This is a genomic window from Citrobacter sp. R4 (assembly GCF_026719175.1).
GTDB classification, from domain to species: domain Bacteria; phylum Pseudomonadota; class Gammaproteobacteria; order Enterobacterales; family Enterobacteriaceae; genus Citrobacter_A; species Citrobacter_A sedlakii.
The window spans coordinates 37,796-56,929 of record NZ_JAPPSU010000003.1; the positions used below are offsets into that span (position 1 = coordinate 37,796).

Annotated in this window: 21 protein-coding genes; 5 read left to right on the top strand and 16 right to left on the bottom strand. The window is 56.4% G+C overall.

All coding sequences use genetic code 11. From position 1 onward, the window contains the following. The first annotated feature begins 369 nt into the window (after nucleotides 1-369). From OOJ60_RS08910 to narP, 4 genes are all read left to right on the top strand, one after another. A complete protein-coding gene (locus OOJ60_RS08910) occupies nucleotides 370-732 on the top strand; it encodes a GtrA family protein (RefSeq protein ID WP_060570149.1) in 363 nt (120 codons plus the stop codon). After that, the gene (locus tag OOJ60_RS08915; RefSeq protein ID WP_042290502.1) at nucleotides 729-1,676 is read left to right on the top strand and encodes a glycosyltransferase family 2 protein; all 948 of its coding nucleotides are present in this window, start codon (nucleotides 729-731) and stop codon (nucleotides 1,674-1,676) included. The genes OOJ60_RS08910 and OOJ60_RS08915 overlap by 4 nt, the downstream gene beginning before the upstream one ends. Continuing rightward, nucleotides 1,676-3,220, top strand: coding sequence for a DUF6056 family protein (locus OOJ60_RS08920; protein ID WP_205612430.1), 1,545 nt, complete (start codon nucleotides 1,676-1,678; stop codon nucleotides 3,218-3,220). The genes OOJ60_RS08915 and OOJ60_RS08920 overlap by 1 nt, the downstream gene beginning before the upstream one ends. Nucleotides 3,221-3,386: 166 nt before the next feature. Further along, nucleotides 3,387-4,034, top strand: a complete 648-nt coding sequence (gene narP / locus OOJ60_RS08925; protein WP_042290506.1) for a nitrate/nitrite response regulator protein NarP — start codon at nucleotides 3,387-3,389, stop codon at nucleotides 4,032-4,034. A 107-nt stretch (nucleotides 4,035-4,141) separates the two neighbouring features. On the opposite strand, the gene OOJ60_RS08930 is transcribed toward narP, so the two are convergent. From OOJ60_RS08930 to napF, 15 genes are all read right to left on the bottom strand, one after another. Further along, nucleotides 4,142-5,194 carry a cytochrome c-type biogenesis protein CcmH gene (locus OOJ60_RS08930; protein WP_205612431.1) on the bottom strand — a complete coding sequence of 351 codons (1,053 nt, stop codon included), beginning with the start codon at nucleotides 5,192-5,194 and terminating at the stop codon, nucleotides 4,142-4,144. Continuing rightward, entirely contained in the window at nucleotides 5,191-5,748 is a 558-nt protein-coding gene (gene dsbE / locus OOJ60_RS08935; RefSeq protein ID WP_060570145.1) for a thiol:disulfide interchange protein DsbE, read from the bottom strand. Before dsbE ends, OOJ60_RS08930 begins: the two co-directional genes overlap by 4 nt. Then, nucleotides 5,745-7,688: a heme lyase CcmF/NrfE family subunit gene (locus OOJ60_RS08940; protein ID WP_042290515.1), complete on the bottom strand. Its 1,944-nt coding sequence runs from the start codon at nucleotides 7,686-7,688 to the stop codon at nucleotides 5,745-5,747. The genes dsbE and OOJ60_RS08940 overlap by 4 nt, the downstream gene beginning before the upstream one ends. Beyond that, nucleotides 7,685-8,164 (bottom strand): cytochrome c maturation protein CcmE, encoded by a 480-nt coding sequence (gene ccmE / locus OOJ60_RS08945; RefSeq protein ID WP_042290518.1) that lies wholly within the window; start codon nucleotides 8,162-8,164, stop codon nucleotides 7,685-7,687. The genes OOJ60_RS08940 and ccmE overlap by 4 nt, the downstream gene beginning before the upstream one ends. Then, nucleotides 8,161-8,373: a heme exporter protein CcmD gene (ccmD, locus tag OOJ60_RS08950; RefSeq protein ID WP_042290520.1), complete on the bottom strand. Its 213-nt coding sequence runs from the start codon at nucleotides 8,371-8,373 to the stop codon at nucleotides 8,161-8,163. The genes ccmE and ccmD overlap by 4 nt, the downstream gene beginning before the upstream one ends. Then, nucleotides 8,370-9,107: a heme ABC transporter permease gene (locus OOJ60_RS08955; RefSeq protein WP_042290523.1), complete on the bottom strand. Its 738-nt coding sequence runs from the start codon at nucleotides 9,105-9,107 to the stop codon at nucleotides 8,370-8,372. The genes ccmD and OOJ60_RS08955 overlap by 4 nt, the downstream gene beginning before the upstream one ends. Nucleotides 9,108-9,192: 85 nt before the next feature. Next, a complete protein-coding gene (gene ccmB / locus OOJ60_RS08960; protein WP_042290527.1) occupies nucleotides 9,193-9,852 on the bottom strand; it encodes a heme exporter protein CcmB in 660 nt (219 codons plus the stop codon). After that, nucleotides 9,849-10,469 (bottom strand): cytochrome c biogenesis heme-transporting ATPase CcmA, encoded by a 621-nt coding sequence (ccmA, locus tag OOJ60_RS08965; protein ID WP_199956670.1) that lies wholly within the window; start codon nucleotides 10,467-10,469, stop codon nucleotides 9,849-9,851. The genes ccmB and ccmA overlap by 4 nt, the downstream gene beginning before the upstream one ends. Nucleotides 10,470-10,492: 23 nt before the next feature. Then, the gene (gene napC / locus OOJ60_RS08970; RefSeq protein ID WP_042290532.1) at nucleotides 10,493-11,095 is read right to left on the bottom strand and encodes a cytochrome c-type protein NapC; all 603 of its coding nucleotides are present in this window, start codon (nucleotides 11,093-11,095) and stop codon (nucleotides 10,493-10,495) included. 9 nt (nucleotides 11,096-11,104) lie between these two features. Then, complete coding sequence (gene napB / locus OOJ60_RS08975) at nucleotides 11,105-11,554, bottom strand: nitrate reductase cytochrome c-type subunit (RefSeq protein ID WP_042290535.1); 450 nt, start codon at nucleotides 11,552-11,554, stop codon at nucleotides 11,105-11,107. After that, the gene (napH, locus tag OOJ60_RS08980; protein WP_205612432.1) at nucleotides 11,551-12,414 is read right to left on the bottom strand and encodes a quinol dehydrogenase ferredoxin subunit NapH; all 864 of its coding nucleotides are present in this window, start codon (nucleotides 12,412-12,414) and stop codon (nucleotides 11,551-11,553) included. The genes napB and napH overlap by 4 nt, the downstream gene beginning before the upstream one ends. Beyond that, on the bottom strand, nucleotides 12,401-13,096 hold the full coding sequence (napG, locus tag OOJ60_RS08985) for a ferredoxin-type protein NapG (RefSeq protein WP_042290539.1): 696 nt from the start codon (nucleotides 13,094-13,096) through the stop codon (nucleotides 12,401-12,403). The genes napH and napG overlap by 14 nt, the downstream gene beginning before the upstream one ends. 6 nt (nucleotides 13,097-13,102) lie before the next feature. Further along, on the bottom strand, nucleotides 13,103-15,589 hold the full coding sequence (napA, locus tag OOJ60_RS08990) for a nitrate reductase catalytic subunit NapA (RefSeq protein ID WP_042290541.1): 2,487 nt from the start codon (nucleotides 15,587-15,589) through the stop codon (nucleotides 13,103-13,105). Beyond that, a complete protein-coding gene (napD, locus tag OOJ60_RS08995; RefSeq protein WP_042290545.1) occupies nucleotides 15,586-15,849 on the bottom strand; it encodes a chaperone NapD in 264 nt (87 codons plus the stop codon). The genes napA and napD overlap by 4 nt, the downstream gene beginning before the upstream one ends. After that, nucleotides 15,839-16,330 (bottom strand): ferredoxin-type protein NapF, encoded by a 492-nt coding sequence (gene napF / locus OOJ60_RS09000; protein ID WP_205612433.1) that lies wholly within the window; start codon nucleotides 16,328-16,330, stop codon nucleotides 15,839-15,841. The genes napD and napF overlap by 11 nt, the downstream gene beginning before the upstream one ends. Before the next feature lie 412 nt (nucleotides 16,331-16,742). On the opposite strand from napF, the gene eco reads away from it, so the two are divergent. After that, entirely contained in the window at nucleotides 16,743-17,240 is a 498-nt protein-coding gene (gene eco / locus OOJ60_RS09005; protein ID WP_205612530.1) for a serine protease inhibitor ecotin, read from the top strand. Between the two features lie 91 nt (nucleotides 17,241-17,331). Here the strand turns inward: eco and mqo are convergent, their stop codons facing one another. Further along, nucleotides 17,332-18,993 carry a malate dehydrogenase (quinone) gene (gene mqo / locus OOJ60_RS09010; protein ID WP_205612434.1) on the bottom strand — a complete coding sequence of 554 codons (1,662 nt, stop codon included), beginning with the start codon at nucleotides 18,991-18,993 and terminating at the stop codon, nucleotides 17,332-17,334. Nucleotides 18,994-19,134 lie beyond the last annotated feature (141 nt).

Consider the following 19,134-nt stretch of genomic DNA (forward strand, 5'->3'; position numbering starts at 1 on the left):
ACTGTCTTTTTCTGAAAATCATGCCCGGCCTGCGACAGGCAATGAAAATTCCTGGAGAATACGCTTAGCCTTCCGCAATAAAAAGATCTGCTCAACGATAAACACAACGCGTGAAACCAACAGGCGGGATATAACTTTACGCTATCGGCAGAATTCCCGCAGGACTTCAGGGCGGGTCCCGCGCCATCATGTTTTCGACAAACCGCAGGCAGGATGCGTAACAGGCTCAGGACAAAACCCGCAGATGTACGCCAGGGAAGGTTAATGCGGTTTGTCAGCACACTTTTGCCTGTCAAAGTCATTTCAGACTCGGGCAGCGGAAGAAAATAATGTTACACTTCCGCCTTTGCATAACCGACTTCTTTGATAATGTGGCATTACTTTATTAAGTACACCTCCGTAGGCGTGATCAACACCTTGATCCACTGGCTGGTTTTCGCGGTCTGCGTTTACGCCTTTCATATCCACCAGGCGCTGGCCAATTTTCTTGGCTTCAGCCTCGCGGTGAGCTTCTCCTTTTATGCCAACGCCAGGTTTACCTTCCGGCAAACCACTACGGCACGGCGCTATTTCCTTTACGTCGGTTTTATGGGGTTGCTGAGTTTCCTGACCGGCTGGGCGGCCGAACGGTGCGGCCTACCCCCTCTCGTTACGCTGGTCGCTTTCTCAGCAATTAGCCTCATCTGCGGGTTTATCTATTCCAGACTGATTGTGTTTAAGGACGTTCAATGAAAATCTCGCTGGTCGTTCCGGTTTTCAACGAAGAAGAGACCATCGGCATCTTTTACAAAACGGTGCGCGAATATGACGCGCTAAAAGCGTATGACGTCGAAATTGTCTTTATCAACGATGGCAGTACCGATGCAACGGAGTCGATCGTTACTGCGCTGGCGGTTGCCGACCCGCTGGTTGTCGCGTTGTCGTTAACGAGAAATTTCGGTAAGGAACCCGCCCTGTTCGCCGGACTTGATAACGCGACGGGCGATGCGGTGATCCCTATTGATGTCGATCTTCAGGATCCGGTAGAAGTGATACCGCACCTCATCCGTAAGTGGCAGGACGGTGCGGACATTGTGCTGGCAAAACGTTCAGACCGCTCGGTGGACGGTCGACTGAAGCGCAAAACCGCCGCATGGTTTTATGCGCTGCACAATAAAATCAGCACGCCGCACATCGAAGAAAACGTTGGCGATTTCCGGCTGATGAGTCGGGAAGTGGTGGAAAACATCAAGCAGATGCCGGAACGTAACCTGTTTATGAAAGGCATTTTATCCTGGGTAGGCGGCAAAACGGAGGTGGTGCTTTACGCCCGGGCGAATCGCTGTGCCGGAAAAAGCAAATTCAACGGCTGGAAGCTCTGGAACCTCGCGCTGGAGGGAATCACCTCATTCTCGACGTTCCCCCTGCGTATCTGGACCTATATTGGCCTTGCCGTTGCGCTTATCTCATTCACCTACGGCGCGGGAATGCTTATTGACACTCTCCTGTGGGGGAATCCGGTTCGCGGCTATGCCTCGCTGATTGTATCGATCCTGTTTTTAGGCGGCGTCCAGTTGATTGGCATTGGCGTACTGGGGGAATACATAGGGCGGATTTACATTGAGACCAAGCAACGTCCTCGTTACTTGCTCAAAAAACGACACACTGTGGAACAGAATTCAGGAAAGGATAGCTGATGGTTAAGTATGTTAATAAAAGCATCATTCTTGTCGCTTTTTTTGCCGTTTTCATCCTTGAATGGTATACCCCAATTCATTCTGATGATTATCGCTACGCCTTAATTGGCCTCTCATTTGATGCCCATCTGCATCACTATTTAACCTGGAGCGGACGCCTGGTTGCTGACTACACCAGCGCGCTTTTGCTGGCCTCGGAATCACGTATTTTTATCTCGATGATGACCGGGCTCGCCGTGGTGGCGTTCTGCTATTTGATTGTCAAAACGCCCGACGGCACGCTGAAGTGGAAGAAATATGACGCGGTAACCTTCACCCTTATTTTTCTGACTTTCTGGGTCGCCAATCCCAATATAGGACAGACCGTATTCTGGGTTGTCGGCAGCGCCAATTATCTGTGGACCAATCTGTTTGTCGCCGCCTGGCTGTGGAACCTGTACCGCATCCAGATGCGGCGGGAAAAAAACACGCGTGTCGTTATGCTACTGCTGGGGGTGCTGGCAGGCTGCTCTAACGAGAGCGTTGCGCCGTTTGTGGTTGGCCTGGCGCTGCTGGCCATCATTTACGATCTCTGGCAGGACAAGCGTCTGTACGGCAACAAAGTCGCCTATTTTTTATCTGCCCTGGCGGGCGCGGCTATTCTGATCTTTTCACCGGGTAATTTTATTCGCGCACAGGGGGCGCATAAAGTCTGGTATGAAAAATCGATTATTGAGCGCCTCGTCATTCACCTGAGCGATCGTTTCTTCAGCCATTTAGCGCTGGTTTGGATCGCCTACGTCGTGCTGGTTTTGCTGGCGGCGATTCTGTATTTCGCCAGACGCAACGGCCCGCGCGTTAAAAGCGGCAATCTCGCCATGGTTGTGTTGATGCTGCTGGTCGGGCTGGGCACCTCTTTTATTATGGTGGCCTCCCCGTCTTATCCGGACCGGGTAATGATGTCGACATTCCTGTTTTTCCTGTTAGCGCTCTCTTTTCTGCTTAAAGAGTTGGTTATTTACACCAGTAAAGGCGTCAGGATTGGCGTTTACGCCATCACGGGACTCATGGCAGGCGTATTCGTCTGGTCGTTCTCGCTGATGTATGCGGCTTATACCCGCGTTTACCAGCAGGATCAGGTACGGGTGAATATCATCCACACACAGTTGAGCCGCCACCAGCGTGACTTTACTGTCCCGGACTTTCATTTCCTCAAAATGCAAAACAGCGGCGGCCATTTCGGTTTCTTCCACGATCCGCAAATCTATGGCCGCTATTTCGGCGCCGGAAGTGTCGAAAAGAAAAAAGTTCATTTCGATTACTCCGTACTGGCATCCGGCAAAATGATGTCGTTACCTGAAGGGGTGGTGGCGCACTACAATCGCGATGGCGACGTGATGCTGGTCAGCTCTCGTCCCGTAACCGGCACGCTGCATATCTCGGTGAACGCAAAAGAGAGAGACCTGCCGTTAAGCGGCTTTGCGTCTGCGCAGATCAATGACGAATATTGGTACTATACCGCCATTCCTGCAGGCGACGTCACGACTCTCTCGCTGCACCCCTGAGCTTTCGCCTCCCGCATCTGTGGGAGGCAGACCTTATTTCCCCACGGTTTTACTACTTACCCATGCGTAAATTGGGGTAAAATTACCCTGCTTTTCGACGCGATGAATCTGGACGATTTATGCGCTAATAACAATAATGATGCTAAGAAAATCTCGGGAGATAACTATGCCTGAAGCAACGCCTTTTCAGGTGCTGGTTGTAGACGACCACCCCCTTATGCGGCGCGGTATTCGTCAATTACTGGAACTGGACCCCGCATTTGACGTGGTTGCCGAAGCGGGCGATGGCGCAACGGCGATTGATCTGGCGAACCGTCTCGACCTGGATTTGATCCTGCTCGATCTGAATATGAAAGGTCTGAGCGGTCTGGATACCCTTAACGCCCTGCGTCGGGACGGCGTAACGGCGCAAATTATTATTCTCACCGTGTCGGATTCCGCCAGCGATGTGTATGCGCTGATCGATGCAGGCGCAGACGGCTATCTGCTGAAGGACAGCGATCCGGAAGTCTTACTGGAAGCCATTCGCAAGGGCGCTAACGGCGGTCAGGTCTTCAGTGAACGGGTAAGCGAATACCTGCGCGAACGGGAACTGTTCGGCGAGCAGGACGATCCCTTTAGCGTACTGACCGAGCGGGAACTGGACGTTCTGCACGAACTGGCGCAGGGGCTGTCGAATAAACAGATCGCCTCGGCGCTGAACATTTCCGAACAAACGGTAAAAGTGCATATCCGCAATCTGCTGCGTAAGCTCAACGTGCGTTCGCGCGTTGCGGCCACCATCCTTTTCCTGCAAACGCGCGGGATGCAATAAAGTCACACAGCTATCTGCTACCGGATAACAACGCAACGCGTCTTATCCGGACACCGCTCACAGGCATTCAGGCCCGATAAGCGTAACGCCATCGGGCAGCCGTAAGGTTACTCCTTCGGCGGCGAAAGCTGCTGTAACGCCTGCGCAATACTGCGTTCGATAACCGCGCGGCGGGTATCGTTGGCGGGCAACAGTTTCAGCATCATTTCCCAGGCCGCCACCGCTTCGCCAAAGCGCTGCTGCTCGAAGGCGTTAAAGGCATACATGCTCAGTAGCCGAACATTGGCATGGTCGCTGCGCACCAGTTGTCGAAGCAGTTCCCCGCCGCGCAGATTATCGTCAGGATCGGAAGAACGAGTCAGCGCCTCGGCGTAGCCAAGCGCGGCATCGCTGTTCTTCGGATCCAGCCGATACGCGTTGGCATAGGCCTCGGTCGCGGTGCTGGCGTTGCCTAACACCATGCCAATCCGCCCCAGCATGATCCAGCCTTCCACATTTACCGCATCATCCTGCAGGCGGGTTCTCAGGCCCAGCGCCAGGCGGGTCATCTCCTCTTCATTCAGAGGCTGGGCGTTCGGATCCAGCGCACGTTCCAGCAGTGCCGGCGTTTGCGCCGTCGCCTGCTGCCAGATTTGTACCTGACGAAAGTTTCCGGTCTGATAATAGCTAACGCCGCCAACCGCCAGGGCAATCACTATGCCCGGCAGATACGCGCCAAACCCGGCGCGCTTACCCGCCTGTGCAGGCTGCTCGTCAGGAAAAGCGTCCTGTTTCACCCTTACCCGGCGACGCGAGCGCGCGTAAATTATCCAGCCTCCGGCGCCGATCGCCGCGACAGGAAGCACCCACAGCAGGATGGTCAACGGCGTCAGCGGCGGATCGTAAGTCACAAAATTGCCGTAGCGCGCCACCATGTAGTCAACGATCTCTTTCTGGCTTTTTCCTTCCTGCATCAGCTCATATACCTTCTGGCGCAGATCGGTCGCGATCATCGAGTTGGAATCGGCAATGCTGTTATTCTGGCATTTTGGACAGCGAAGCTGCTCGGTGAGCTGGCGAAACTGTTGTTCCTGCGCTTCGTCCTTAAACTGCATGACATCAATAGTGGCCAGCGCGTTCGCTGAAAGCAGCAGCATCAGCGCGCCTAACAGAGTCCTCATTGCGCGGCCTCCTTGCTGTACTTCTCCCACAGCGGCTTGATCTCACTTTCCCATACCCGGGCGTTCAAATCACCGGCGTGGCGATAGCGAATTATGCCGTTACCGTCGATGAGGAAGGTTTCCGGCGCGCCATACACGCCCAGATCCAGTCCCAGCATCCCGTCGCCGTCAAACAGGCTCAGGGCATAAGGATTTCCTAATTCTTTCAGCCAGGCGATCGCTTTCTGTCGGTCGTCTTTATAGTTCATGCCCACCACGCGAATACCCTGCGCTGACAGCTGATTCAGATACTGATGCTCGGCGCGACAAGTCGGACACCATGTTGCCCAGACGTTAAGCAGCACCGGTTTGCCCTGGGTCAGGACATCCGCTTCATAGTGCTTGCCGGGGTTCTCCAGCGACTCAAGGCGGAACGTGGGCACCGGTTTACCCACCAGCGCCGACTCAAGGTTGGTTGGCGTATCCCCTTCGGCGTTACGCGCCAGCTGCCACAGCAACGCCGCCGCAATCAGCAGAAAAATTATCAATGGGATCAAAAGTACGTTGCGCTTCATACTGCCTCCGGCGCCGTGTTTTGCGGTTGCTTACGCTTGCGGTAGCGCGGATCGAACAGGCAGAACAGCCCGCCCAGCGCCATCAGCAGCCCGCCCGCCCAAATCCAGCGGATAAACGGTTTGTAATACAGGCGTACCGCCCATGCGCCGTTTTCCAGCTCTTCACCCAGCGCTGCGTAAAGATCGCGGGTGATCCCGCCGTCAATTGCCGCTTCCGTCATCATCGAACGGGTGCTGTTGTAAAAACGTTTTTCCGCATGCAGCGTCGCTTCCGCCTTCCCGTTCCGCGTAACGCCGATAATCGCTACGCCGCCCCGGTAGTTTGGTCCGGTGATCTCTTTCACTTCGCGGAAGGTAAAGCGATATTCATGAATATCAACGCTATCGCCCGCCTTCATGCGTACATCGCGCTCAACGCTGTAGTTCTGGCTAAACGCGATACCCACGATAGTCACCGCCAGGCCAACGTGCCCTAATACCATCCCCCAGTAGCCCGGCGTCATTTTCGTGCCGCGGGTAACGCGCTGCGCCACCTCGGCGATCGCCAGCACGAACACCCAGCAGGCCATCACCAGCCCGACCACCGTCATCGCGACGATGTTGTCCTCAAACAGCCACGGCAGCAGGAAAGAGAGCGCCAACGTACTGACAAGGGCGACGACCAACAGGCGTTGCAGCTTACGCGGGCGATCCCGCCCCCAGCGCACCAGCGGTCCAATGCCCAGCAGCAGCGCAAACGGCGCCATCAGCCAGGTAAACATGGTATTAAAGAATGGCTCGCCGATGGAAATACTGCCCAGCCCCAGCTGCTTGTGCACCAGCGGCAGCAGCGTCCCTAACAGCACCACTAACATCGCGGCAATCAGCAGCACGTTGTTACCGAGCAGCAGCGACTCACGCGACCAGAGCGCATTGTTCACCCGTGAACGTACCTTGTGCCCCCGGGTAGCAAACAGCAGCAGCGATCCGCCAATCACCAGCACCATAAAGGCGAGGATAAACATACCGCGTGACGGATCGGAGGCAAAGGCGTGTACCGATACCAGCACCCCGGAGCGCACAAGGAAGGTGCCGAGCAAACAGAGCGAAAAGGCGCTGATGGAAAGCAGCAGCGTCCACGCTTTAAAGCTGGCGCGCTGTTCAGTCACCGCCAGCGAGTGCATCAGCGCCGTTCCCACCAGCCACGGCATAAACGACGCATTTTCTACCGGGTCCCAGAACCACCAACCGCCCCAGCCAAGTTCGTAGTAAGCCCAGGCCGAACCGAGCACAATGCCGAGCGTCAGGAACACCCACGCCGCGAGCGTCCACGGGCGCGAGAAGCGGGCGAACGTGCTGTCCAGACGGCCACTCAACAACGCGGCAATGGCAAAAGCAAAGGCCACCGAGAAGCCGACGTAGCCCATATACAACAGCGGCGGATGGAAAATAAGCCCCGGATCCTGCAGCAGCGGGTTCAGGTCGCGCCCTTCAATGGGGAAATCGGGCAGCGTGCGGGCAAACGGGTTGGAGGTGAAGAGTATAAACAACAGGAAGCCAACGCTGACCATCCCCATTACCGCCAGTACGCGGGCGACGATATCCAGCGGCATGCGTTGCGAAAACAGCGCCACGGCGAAGGTCCAGCCGCTCATCAGCAGCACCCACAGCAGCAGAGAGCCTTCGTGGGCGCCCCAGGTCGCGGCAACCCGGTACCACACCGGCAGTTGGGTATTCGAGTTGCTGGCAACGTAAATTACGGTGAAATCATTGACCACGAAAGCGTTGACCAGCACCAAAAATGCGCCCATTACCAGAATAAACAGCAGCCAGGCAAAGGGTCTCGCCGAGGCCATCATCCGCGCGTCGCCACGCGCCACGCCCCATAACGGATATATGGAAAGCAGGAGCGCGACACCCAGCGCCAGGCAGAGCAGCGCATTGCCGATTTCAGGCATCATGACGACGCATCCTTATACACGCTTTCCGGGCGGCGATGGTTTTCCTGCATCGCTTTCTCCACTTCCGGCGGCGTGTAGTTTTCGTCATGTTTCGCCAGCACCTCTTTCGCCTGGATATGGTTTTTCTCGCCGAGTTCCCCCTGCACCACGACGCCCTGCCCTTCACGGAACAGATCCGGAAGTATGCCTTCGTAGCTCACATCCACCACGCCTTCAGCGTCATAAATACTGAAATTAACCTTCAGGGTGTCCGGATCGCGCTTCACGCTGCCGGGCATCACCATGCCGCCGACGCGCAGGCGCTGACCAACTTCCGGCATCTCCTGGGTTTCTCGCTTGCCATAAAGGATCTCGCCGGGGGTATAAAACAGATCGATATTGGAACGCAGCGCATACAGCACCAGCGTAATGGTCAGCGCCAGCCCTGCCAGCACACCGCAGGCTATCCATAAGCGGTTTCGACGTCGAATATTCACGCGGCCTCCTGCTGAGTCTGGGCGGCGCGCATCCGCGCTTCACGCGCCCGCTGTTGGGCAACCTCGCGCAAAATGGCCCGCTGCCGGGTAGCGGTATGCGCAACCAATACTGCCAGCGGAATCACGCTCATCGCCACGGCCAGCCAGACATAAAAGGCGTAGCCGCCCATGGCGAAAAATTCACTCCAGGATGCAAATGCAGTGGTCATTGGCGGCCCCTTTTTAAAATCAGTTCGCTCACCCACGGGCGGCGTTTTTCCATCATCAGAATCAGGTTACGCATGCGCATCAGCGTCAGCGTGATAAACAGCAGCAGATAGCCGACAATTGCCAGGCGCAGCGGCGTACGCATCGCCGGGTCAATGCTTTGCTGCATCCGGGTCGAGCCCTGGTGTAAGGTATTCCACCACTCCACGGAGTAATGGATGATGGGCAGGTTAACGACGCCGATCAGCACCAGGATCCCCGCCGCGCGCCCGGCCATCTTGCGATCGTCAAAAGCGTGCCAGAGCGCAATGGCGCCGACATAGAGAAACAGCAGCACCAGTTCAGAGGTCAGCCGCGCGTCCCACACCCACCAGGTGCCCCACATGGGTTTGCCCCACGCGGAGCCAGTTACCAAGGCGATAAAGGTGAACACCGCGCCAATCGGCGCCATCGCGGCCAGCGCCAGGTTTGCCATTTTCAACTGCCAGACCAGGCCGATAAACGCCGCTACCGCCATGGCGGCGTATATCCCCATCGACCAGATCGCCGCCGGAACGTGCAGATAAATAATGCGGTAGCTCTGCCCCTGTTGATAATCCGCAGGGGCAAAGCCGAATCCCCAAATCCAGCCGGTCGCCAGGACGATGACGCTGGCGACGGCCAGCCACGGGACGAACCAGCCGCAGATCTGATACAGCCGTGGGGGCATAGCCAGTTGATGAAGTGTTTTCCACATATAAGTCACCAGACCTCTCTAAACCAATGAAATTCCGTGGCGCCGGGGGCGGCTTCGCCTTCTCCGGCCTACAGCCTGTACCGGCCTACTGCACGCTGATACGTAACGCCGCCGCTGTCGCAAACGGACTCAACGTCGCGCTTCCCGCCAGTAGCGCGCCTAAAATCGCCATGTAACCGTCGACCGGTAAATGCATTGACGCCGCGTCCATAGCGGCGGTCGCAAAAATCAGCAGGGGAATGGTCAAGGGCAGCACCAGCACGCTCAGCAACACGCCGCCGCGCTTCAGTCCGACCGTGAGCCCCACCCCCGGCGCACCGAGAAAGCTCAGCGTCGGCGTTCCCAGCAAGAGCGTCAGCGCCATAATTTTCCAGCCGTAGATGTCCATGCCCAGCAGCAGCGCCACTAACGGAGAAAGGATCAACAGCGGTAAGCCCGTCACCACCCAGTGGGCCAGCACTTTCGCCAGCACCACCACTGGCAGGGGGATCGGCAGCAACATCAGTTGTTCAAGGCTGCCGTCCTGCAGATCGTCGCGAAACAGTCGCTCCAGCGCCAGCAGTGAGGCCAGCAGTGCGGCGACCCAGATAATGCCAGGGGCAATACGCGCCAGCAGCTGTGGCTCGGGGCCGATGCTCAGGGGAAACAGCGTAATTACGATCAGGAAGAACCACAGCGGGTTGGCGATTTCCGCGCTATGGCGAAACGCGACGCGCAGCTCTTGCCGGAAAATACGCCACATCATAACGCTTCCCTCATGGCGTTAAGCGCGATGCGACGAATGCGATCTGCGGCGACGTTCAGCGGCTGGTGAGTGGTGAGGAGAACCATCCCCCCCTGGTCGGTATGTTGCGCCATACGCTGCGTCAGGCGTTCAACGCCGTTCACATCGATCGCGGTAAAAGGTTCGTCGAGGATCCACAGCCGGGCGTGGGTCAACCACAAGCGCGCTAACGCCACCCGGCGCTGCTGACCGGCAGAAAGTTGATTAACGGGAAGATCTTCGTATCCGGCAAGACCAGCCTGCGCCAATGCCGCCAGGCACTGCGCGGTGTCGCCGTCCTGATGGAAAAAGCGCAGGTTCTCCAACGCCGTCAGCCGGGTTTTTATGCCCGGCTGATGTCCAATCCACAACAAATTTTGATGGTAGCTGTCCCGCACACGATGCAGCGGTTGCCCTTGCCAGCACACCTCCCCGGCGTCGGGGCGAGCAAGCCCCGTCAGCAACCGCAGCAGGGTTGTTTTTCCCGCGCCGTTGCGCCCGGTGATTTGTATCCACTCACCCGCGTTGACCCGGAATGACAAATCGCTGAATAAGATCCGCTCATCCCGTTCGCAGAGCAACTTTCTGGCTTCAAGCATACTACCCACTCATTACCACCCCGTCAGAAGCCCGGCTTAACGTCGCGCATATCAGGGAGCTTGTGGGCAATCCCTTTATGGCAGTCAATACAGGTTTGGCCGTCTTTCACCGCCTGGTCGTGCATTTTCGCCGCGACGCCTTTTTGGGCAGTTAAGTCCATGAATTCGAAGTTGTGACAATTGCGACACTCCTGCGAATTATTGTCTTTCATTCTTCGCCATTCGTTTTGCGCCATAGTGAGACGATGATCTTCGAATTTCTGCGGCGTATCGATCAGGCCGAGCGCTTTGGCATACAGTTCTTTGCTGGCCTTGATCTTGCGGATCATCTTCGGTCCCCATTCGTGCGGCACATGGCAGTCCGGACAGGTTGCGCGCACACCGCTGCGGTTGTTGTAGTGCACGGTTTCCATGTATTCCTGGTACACTGTGTTACGCATTTCGTGGCAGCTGATGCAGAACGCTTCGGTGTTGGCTTTTTCCATCCCGGTGTTGAATCCACCCCAGAAAATAATGCCTCCAACGAACCCGATTAACAGCAGCGTGCCCAGCGCCAGGCGACTGGGGCGACGCCACCATTGCCAGAGGCGCTTAATCCGGCCAGGTTTACGGTTAGCATTTTCCATAACGACCTCTTATTTTCCGTAACCTTTGGATGGCGTAAAGCTGTTGCCAACAATCGGCGCGGCATCGGCCTGCGGGACGTGACACTGCAAGCAGAAATAACGACGCGGCGCCACTTCCGCCAGCACTTTACCGTCGCTGTCCATAAAGTGCGTCGGGCTGATGCGCGGCGCGCCAGTGGTGCGATAGCTTTCTACGCCGTGGCATTGCAGACAGCGGTTAGTGTTAGTGGTCACCTGATAACCCTCGACGCTATGGGGAATCATCGGCGGCTGGTTGACATAATTCAGCGGCATACGCTCCTGCTCTTTCGGCATGCGAATCGCCCCTTCCTGCGTACCGGACACTTCCGGCGACTGGCTAAAATCCACTCCGTTTGCCGCCCAGACCGCGCCGCTGACTACCAGGGCAAGCAGGGCCGTCCATTGACACAGCGCTTTCTTCAGGTCATGGCTTTTCATGATTTCGCTCCCGAACTCCATCGTGTAGTTATTGTAAATACATCCTCAGAACAGACATCCACGCAGCGACCGCAGGTCATGCAATCGCGACTGGTGACCTGCACCGGGCTTTGCTCATCCAGCACCGGGGCACGTAGCACATGCGGTTCCGGGCAAACATGAAAACAGTCCATACAGCGGTTACATTTCTGTCGGTCAGTCGCCGCAACGGTTAATGCGCCTTTGCTACCCAGCACGCCATACAGCGCGCCTAAAGGACAGAGATGTCCGCACCAGCCGTGTTCAACGACCAGTAAATCAAACAAAAACAGAGCGATAATCAGCAGTGCGCCGCTACCAAAGCCCATCACCAGGCTACGCCCCATCAGGGAGACGGGGTTGATCCATTCCCACAGCAGCGTTCCGGTCAGGGCCGATCCGACCAGGACCACAACCAGCAGCACGTACCGTATATGACGCGGCAGCGTTGCGGACTGATTCAGGTCAAATCTTCTGCGCAGCCAGGCCGCAAAATCGGTCACGGGATTCAGCGGGCAGACCCAACTGCAAAACAATCGCTTTCCTGCCAGGGCGTACAGCAGGGTAATAATCACAGCCCCGGTCAGCGCCAGCGCTGCGGGCAGATGACCGCTCGCCAGGCTTTGCAGGGTCATCAGCGGATCGGTCAGCGGGATGGTGTCCAGCAACAGGCTACCGGAGTAGTTGCCATGCAGGATCCACACCCCAAACCACGGTCCGCTAAGAAACATGCCCAGCACCGCAAACTGGCTGAGGCGGCGAAGCACCAGCCAACGGTGACTGCGCCACCAGCCTTTTTTCGCCAGCGCTTCGCGCCCGGCGTCACGTTTACGATTTGCCATCGTTCCCCTCCAGCCAACCGAAGCGGTAATGGTGGCCTAACTCCCCTTTCGCCAACGACAGCGGCAGCACCTTGATGGCGGGCTGTTCCAGGACGCAGACTTTTTCGCACTTACCGCAGCCGGTACAGGCGTCGCTGTGAACGGTGGGAAGAAATCGCGCATGCTTGCCGGTACGCATATTGCGATCCAGCTCCAGCGTGATGGCCTCGTCGATTTTCGGGCACTCGCGATAACAGACGTCGCAACGCAGTCCCTGAAAGTTCAGGCAGTTTTCCTGATCCAACAGCACCGCCAGCCCCATGCGGGAGTCATCAATGGATTCGATGTCTTTATCCAGCGCTCCACTGGGGCAGACCCTGGCGCATGGAATGTCTTCGCACATTTCGCAGGGAATATCGCGGGCAACAAAATAGGGTGTTCCCGCCGACAAACCCGACGCCAGCGTCGCCAGCTTTAAGGTGTCGTACGGACATGCCTGTACGCACTGCCCGCAGCGCACGCAGGCGCTGGCGAACGCGTTTTCGCTCAGCGCGCCGGGCGGGCGCAGCCGCACGCCTGTGGCTTGCGCGGTCTGCTGTTGCAGCCCCAGCGCCACGCCTACAGCTGCCAGCCCGCCCGCTGTGCGAACCACGTCGCGCAGAAAGCGGCGGCGGCCATTTTGCGGTTTCGCTGACCGGGACATGATGGCTTACACCTTCGCCAGTTTCACGGCGCACTTCTTGAAATCCGTCTCTTTAGAGAGCGGATCCGTCGCATCCAGCGTCAGGTTGTTCACCAGCTGCGCGGCGTCGAAGAACGGCATGTACACCAGCCCCTGCGGCGGACGGTTACGTCCACGGGTTTCGACAATCGAGACAACCTCGCCACGACGGGAGATCACCTTCACTTTGTCGCCACGACGCAGATCGCGGGCTTTCGCATCCAACGGATGGATAAACAGCACCGCTTCCGGGAACGCGCGGTGCAATTCCGGCACGCGGCGGGTCATACTGCCGGTATGCCAGTGCTCCAGTACGCGGCCGGTTGAGAGCCACAGGTCATACTCTTTGTCAGGCGATTCGGCGGCTGGCTCAAACGGCAGCGCGAAGATCACCGCTTTGCCGTCTGGCTTGCCATAGAATTTGTAGCCCTCGCCCGCCTTCACGTACGGGTCATGGCCTTCGCTGTAGCGCCACTGCGTCTCTTTGCCGTCCACTACCGGCCAGCGCAGCCCCCGCGCCTTGTGATAATCGTCGAACGGGGCAAGATCGTGACCGTGACCGCGTCCAAACCACGCGTATTCTTCGAACAGCCCTTTTTGCAGATAGAAGCCCAGCTCGCGGGACTCATCGTTAAGCTGATCCTCTTTCAGCTCCGCCACCGGGAACTTCGTGACCGCCGGGGTGGCAAACAGCACGTCGTACAGCGTTTTACCGCGCAGTTCCGGTTTCTTCGCCAGCAGTTCTTCCGGCCACACCTCCTCGGTTTTGAAACGGCGCGAGAACTGCACCAGTTGCCACAGGTCGGATTTAGCCTCACCCGGCGCTTTAATTTGCTGACGCCAGAACTGGGTGCGACGCTCGGCGTTGCCGTAAGCCCCCTCTTTTTCCACCCACATCGCAGTAGGCAGGATCAGGTCGGCGGCCAGCGCACTGACGGTCGGATACGGATCGGAGACAATGATAAAGTTGCGCGGATCGCGCCAGCCAGGCATACGCTCTTCATTGATGTTCGGACCGGCCTGCATATTGTTGGTACACATTGTCCAGTAGACGTTAAGCTTACCGTCTTTCAACGCCCGGTCCTGAGCGACAGCGTGAAGCCCCACCTTCGCCGGAATCGTCCCCGCCGGGATATTCCAGTGCTTCTCACAGATATCGCGGTGTTTTTCGTTGGTCACCACCATATCCGCCGGTAGACGGTGAGAGAACGTCCCCACTTCACGCGCGGTACCACAGGCGGAAGGCTGACCGGTCAGCGAGAACGGTCCGCAACCCGGCTGGGCGATTTTGCCGGTCAACAGGTGAATGTTGTACACCAGGTTGTTGGCCCACACGCCGCGGGTATGCTGGTTGAAGCCCATCGTCCAGTAGGAGATCACTTTTTTATTCGGATCGGCGTACAGCTGCGCCAGTTTTTCCAGCTGATCTTTGGGCACGCCGGTCATTTCGGCGGTCTTGTCCAGTGTGTATTCCGCAACAAAGGCTTTGTAATCTTCAAAGCTCATCGGTTCGGAGGCGTCGGAGCCCGGGTTCTTCGCCGCTTTCTCCAGCGGATGGGTCGGACGCAGGCCGTAACCAATATCGGTCACCCCTTTGCGCACGTTGACGTGTTTACTGAAGAAATCCTGGTTAATCGCGTTGTTCTGAATGATGTAGTTCGCGATGTAGTTGAGGATCACCAGGTCAGTCTGCGGGGTGAAGATCATGCCGTTGTCCGCCAGCTCAAAGCTACGATGCTGGAAGGTGGACAGTACGGCGACGGTCACGTTCGGATCGGACAGACGACGGTTGGTGATGCGTGACCAGAGGATCGGGTGCATCTCCGCCATGTTGGCGCCCCACAGCACGAAAGCGTCGGTGTGCTCAATATCGTCGTAGCAGCCCATCGGTTCATCCATCCCGAAGGTGCGCATAAAACCAACCACCGCCGACGCCATACAATGGCGGGCGTTTGGATCGATGTTGTTCGAGCGGAAACCGGCTTTAAACAGTTTCGCCGCGGCGTAGCCTTCCCAGATGGTCCACTGACCGGAACCAAACATACCGATAGACTCCGGGCCTTTCTCTTTCAGTGAGGTTTTGAATTTTTCTTCCATCACATCGAAAGCCTGATCCCAGCTGATCGGCGTAAATTCGCCGTCTTTGCTGTATTTTCCGTCTTTCATGCGCAGCAACGGCTGCGTTAAACGATCATCGCCGTACATGATTTTGGGCAGAAAGTAGCCCTTGATGCAGTTCAGACCACGGTTAACCGGCGCGTCCGGGTCGCCCTGACAGGCGACGATACGCCCCTGCTGGGTTCCCACCAGAACGCCACAGCCCGTACCGCAAAAACGGCAAGGCGCTTTATCCCATTTAATGGCTTCCTGCTGACCCACAACTGCGCGGGCGACGCCCGGCACGCTTAGCCCGGCAGCCGCCGCAGCGGCCGCAACGGCGTTAGCTTTCATAAAGCTACGACGACTGAGTTTCATGGTGTTTCCTCACCTTGCTCTTCCTGCTGGTGATAAACCAGCGACACCGCCAGCACGCCCGCAACGTTGCGTACCGACTCAATTGTTTGCATCAGCGTTTCACTGTGTTCTGCTTCGACGACCACAATCAGCTGACCGCTTTCGGTGTCACTGACCGCCACTTCGCAACCCGAAAAGGCGTTCACCCGCGCGCTGATATCCTGTAAATGTTCGCCTTTGGCCTGAACAATCAGGCTGCAGACCTGCCAGTTAGTGTGCATGGTTGTACTCCGCGGTAATGGCTGACACCGGACAGCTGGCGGCACACGCGCCGCATCCGTTACAGGCCAGATTGTCGAGCTGCGGTTGATATATGCCGGACAGCGTCGGGCGAAAGGTAATCGCCTGAGGCTCGCAACTATCCTGACAGCGGCGGCATTCTACCGACTGGTACGCCAGACAGCCTTGCCCGAGAGTGAAAATCAGATCCCATGCCCTGGTGTGGCGCGGAAGAAAGAGAGATTCGGGGCAGGCCTGCGCGCACGCATAGCAGAAGCTGCATTCGTTTTGTTTGAAATTAACGCTCGGATAGCCGCCCGCGCCGCGTTGCAGGACGTCGTTTTCACACGCCTGGACACAGGCATCGCAGCGGGTGCAATGAGACAGAAAATGAGATTCTTCCCTGCTCCACGGCGGACGGATCCCGCTGCTGGCGCTGCGCCAACTGCCTGTCAGTATGCCTCGACGGGATAGATCAACCATGGCATCGCCCTTCCATAAACGACGCTCCCCCAGGCGGGGTGAACGACAATAAAAACCGCATTACAACTACGTCATTATTATGTTGGCTAAGATATTAAAGGATGTGTCAGAGGTGCATACCCCAATCGGGGTAAAACAGGTGGTCGGATCAAAAGAGTGTTAAAGAAGCTTGTCAGAATGTGCTTCTGCGCACAAATCAAAGGGTTATATAATACTTTATACAGCAACAATTCATGTGAGCGATTTATCTTATAAACATTAAATTATTCAGAATAAATCACCACTCTAAAACTCAACAAAGAGTTTATACACTTTAAAAATACGTAAAGCTGAAGTTATTGATTAAAGGAATGTGTTAGCCTGACCTTAAAACCGTTCATAAGACATAAAAGGAACTCCTGTGAACTCAAAAATGAAGACAATGGTCTCTGCCGTTATGTTCGCTGCCTTCGCCAGTACCGCCACCTGGGCGGCCTCAACGGAGAGCAACCCACAGCCACTGGAAAAAATCGCGCCGTATCCACAGGCGGAAAAAGGCATGAAGCGCCAGGTGATTCAGCTACCCCATCAGGAAGACGAATCTACCCTGAAAGTGGAACTGCTGATTGGCCAGACGCTGGAAGTCGACTGCAATCAGCACCGCCTGGGCGGCGAACTGGACAGCAAGACGCTGGAAGGCTGGGGCTATGACTATTATGTGTTTGATAAACTCACCTCGCCGGTTTCCACTATGATGGCCTGCCCGGACGGTAAGAAAGAGAAAAAATTTGTTACCGCTTATCTGGGCGACGACGGGATGCTGCGCTATAACAGCAAACTGCCGATCGTGGTGTATACCCCGGCGAACGTCGACGTGAAGTACCGTATCTGGAAAGCGGAAGAGAAAATTCAGGATGCGGTAGCGCGTTAAGGCACGGTTTATCGGCTGGCGGCACCGCCTCATCCGGCCTACGGATTTTCGTTGCAGGCCGGATGAGCGCAGCGCCAACCGCGACTCGGGATTAAAGCGCGATATCCGCCACTTCTTTACGCGCGGGCTGCGGTTGCGCCTGCGGTTTTAGCTGGGGTTTCGGCGCGGCGTCCGTGGCCTGCGGCGTATCGTATTTCAGACCAAGCACTTCGCTGGTGTACTGCAATTCCTGCTCCGTTGCCGCCACATTTCCGTTCAGTTTCGTGCCATAAGACGGAATAATCGTCTTCAGCTTCGCCTGCCATTCCGGAGACGCCACCTTGTCTTTAAATACCGTTTCCATCAGGTGCAGCATGATCGGTGCTGCGGTGGAGGCGCCCGGCGATGCGCCTAACAGCGCCGCAACGGTTCCTTCTTTATCGCTCACCACTTCGGTGCCCAGACGCAGCACGCCACCTTTGTCTTCATCACGCTTGATGATCTGCACGCGCTGGCCCGCCTGCCACAGACGCCAGTCTTCTTTTTTAGCCTGCGGATAATACGCTTTTAGTGCCTCAAAACGATCGTCGTCGCTCAGCATCACCTGGCTAATCAGGTATTTCACCAGATCGAAGTTATCCATTCCAACGTTCACCATCGGCATAAAGTTCGAGGTGGTGGTGGAGCTTAGCAGATCCCACAGCGAGCCGTTTTTCAGGAATTTTGTCGAGAAAGTGGCGAACGGCCCGAACAGCACCACGCGCTTACCGTCCAGCACGCGGGTATCGATATGCGGGACGGACATCGGCGGTGCGCCAACGGAAGCCTGACCGTATACTTTCGCCAGGTGGCGATTCACCACGTCCGGATTCTCCGCAACCAGGAACTGGCCGCCCACCGGGAAACCAGCATAGTCTTTAGCTTCAGGAATACCGGTTTCCTGCAGCAGCTTCAGCGCCGCACCGCCTGCGCCAATAAAGACAAACTTCGCTTTAATCTGATGTTCCGCTTCACCCTTTTTCAGATCCGCGACGGTAACCGTCCAGGTGTTGTCGCTGTTGCGTTTAAAGCCGCGCACTTCTGTATTCAGCTCCAGCGCAAAGTTAGGCTTTTTCTGCAGCGAGGCCACCAGCTGTCGCGTGATTTCACCATAGTTGACGTCCGTACCAATTTCGGTACGCGTGGCGGCCACTTTCTGGTTCGGGTCACGCCCTTCCATCACCAGCGGCGCCCACTCTTTAATCTGCGCATGATCTTCGGAATAGCGCATTCCACGGAACAGCGTGCTCTGCTGTAGCGCGGCGTAGCGGGCACGCAGGAAGTTGACGTTCTCATCTCCCCAGACAAAGCTCATGTGCGGGACGGTGGTGATAAAGGAGCGCGGATCGTGCAGAACGTTGTTCTTCACCTGATGCGCCCAGAACTGACGGGAAATCTGGAAGGCTTCATTAATTTCGACTGCCTTTTCGGTACTGATGCTGCCGTCGGCTTTCTTAGGCGTATAGTTCAACTCCATCAACGCCGAGTGCCCGGTGCCGGCGTTATTCCAGCCGTTCGAGCTTTCCTGCGCCACGCCGTCAAGGCGTTCCACCATGGTCATCGACCAGTCAGGTTCCAGTTCTTGCAGATAGGTTCCTAATGTAGCGCTCATGATGCCGCCGCCAATCAGCAGCACGTCCGTTTCCTGCTCTTCCGTCGCTTTCGCTTTTGCCGCCATAGAGACAGCATTCAGCCCCACGGCCATTGAGAAGAGCATGGCAGTCACTTTTTTCATATTGTAATGCCTTACTTTTAGTATCGTTTTTTTGCTTTTTGCAGGTGAAAATCGAGCGGCATCAACGTTAACATTTCAACAATAAGATTTAAATATTGTTTATAAATTATATTAAGATTTTAAAAATGTTATTAATACGTT

Excerpts from the sequence above, each read along its gene's own strand:
- OOJ60_RS08910 (WP_060570149.1), top strand. The coding sequence starts at position 370 with ATGTGGCATTACTTTATTAAGTACACCTCCGTAGGCGTGATCAACACC.
- OOJ60_RS08915 (WP_042290502.1), top strand. The coding sequence starts at position 729 with ATGAAAATCTCGCTGGTCGTTCCGGTTTTCAACGAAGAAGAGACCATC.
- OOJ60_RS08920 (WP_205612430.1), top strand. The coding sequence starts at position 1,676 with ATGGTTAAGTATGTTAATAAAAGCATCATTCTTGTCGCTTTTTTTGCC.
- narP (WP_042290506.1), top strand. The coding sequence starts at position 3,387 with ATGCCTGAAGCAACGCCTTTTCAGGTGCTGGTTGTAGACGACCACCCC.
- OOJ60_RS08930 (WP_205612431.1), bottom strand. The coding sequence starts at position 5,194 with ATGAGGACTCTGTTAGGCGCGCTGATGCTGCTGCTTTCAGCGAACGCG.
- dsbE (WP_060570145.1), bottom strand. The coding sequence starts at position 5,748 with ATGAAGCGCAACGTACTTTTGATCCCATTGATAATTTTTCTGCTGATT.
- OOJ60_RS08940 (WP_042290515.1), bottom strand. The coding sequence starts at position 7,688 with ATGATGCCTGAAATCGGCAATGCGCTGCTCTGCCTGGCGCTGGGTGTC.
- ccmD (WP_042290520.1), bottom strand. The coding sequence starts at position 8,373 with ATGACCACTGCATTTGCATCCTGGAGTGAATTTTTCGCCATGGGCGGC.
- OOJ60_RS08955 (WP_042290523.1), bottom strand. The coding sequence starts at position 9,107 with ATGTGGAAAACACTTCATCAACTGGCTATGCCCCCACGGCTGTATCAG.
- ccmB (WP_042290527.1), bottom strand. The coding sequence starts at position 9,852 with ATGATGTGGCGTATTTTCCGGCAAGAGCTGCGCGTCGCGTTTCGCCAT.
- ccmA (WP_199956670.1), bottom strand. The coding sequence starts at position 10,469 with ATGCTTGAAGCCAGAAAGTTGCTCTGCGAACGGGATGAGCGGATCTTA.
- napC (WP_042290532.1), bottom strand. The coding sequence starts at position 11,095 with ATGGAAAATGCTAACCGTAAACCTGGCCGGATTAAGCGCCTCTGGCAA.
- napB (WP_042290535.1), bottom strand. The coding sequence starts at position 11,554 with ATGAAAAGCCATGACCTGAAGAAAGCGCTGTGTCAATGGACGGCCCTG.
- napH (WP_205612432.1), bottom strand. The coding sequence starts at position 12,414 with ATGGCAAATCGTAAACGTGACGCCGGGCGCGAAGCGCTGGCGAAAAAA.
- napG (WP_042290539.1), bottom strand. The coding sequence starts at position 13,096 with ATGTCCCGGTCAGCGAAACCGCAAAATGGCCGCCGCCGCTTTCTGCGC.
- napA (WP_042290541.1), bottom strand. The coding sequence starts at position 15,589 with ATGAAACTCAGTCGTCGTAGCTTTATGAAAGCTAACGCCGTTGCGGCC.
- napD (WP_042290545.1), bottom strand. The coding sequence starts at position 15,849 with ATGCACACTAACTGGCAGGTCTGCAGCCTGATTGTTCAGGCCAAAGGC.
- napF (WP_205612433.1), bottom strand. The coding sequence starts at position 16,330 with ATGGTTGATCTATCCCGTCGAGGCATACTGACAGGCAGTTGGCGCAGC.
- eco (WP_205612530.1), top strand. The coding sequence starts at position 16,743 with ATGAAGACAATGGTCTCTGCCGTTATGTTCGCTGCCTTCGCCAGTACC.
- mqo (WP_205612434.1), bottom strand. The coding sequence starts at position 18,993 with ATGAAAAAAGTGACTGCCATGCTCTTCTCAATGGCCGTGGGGCTGAAT.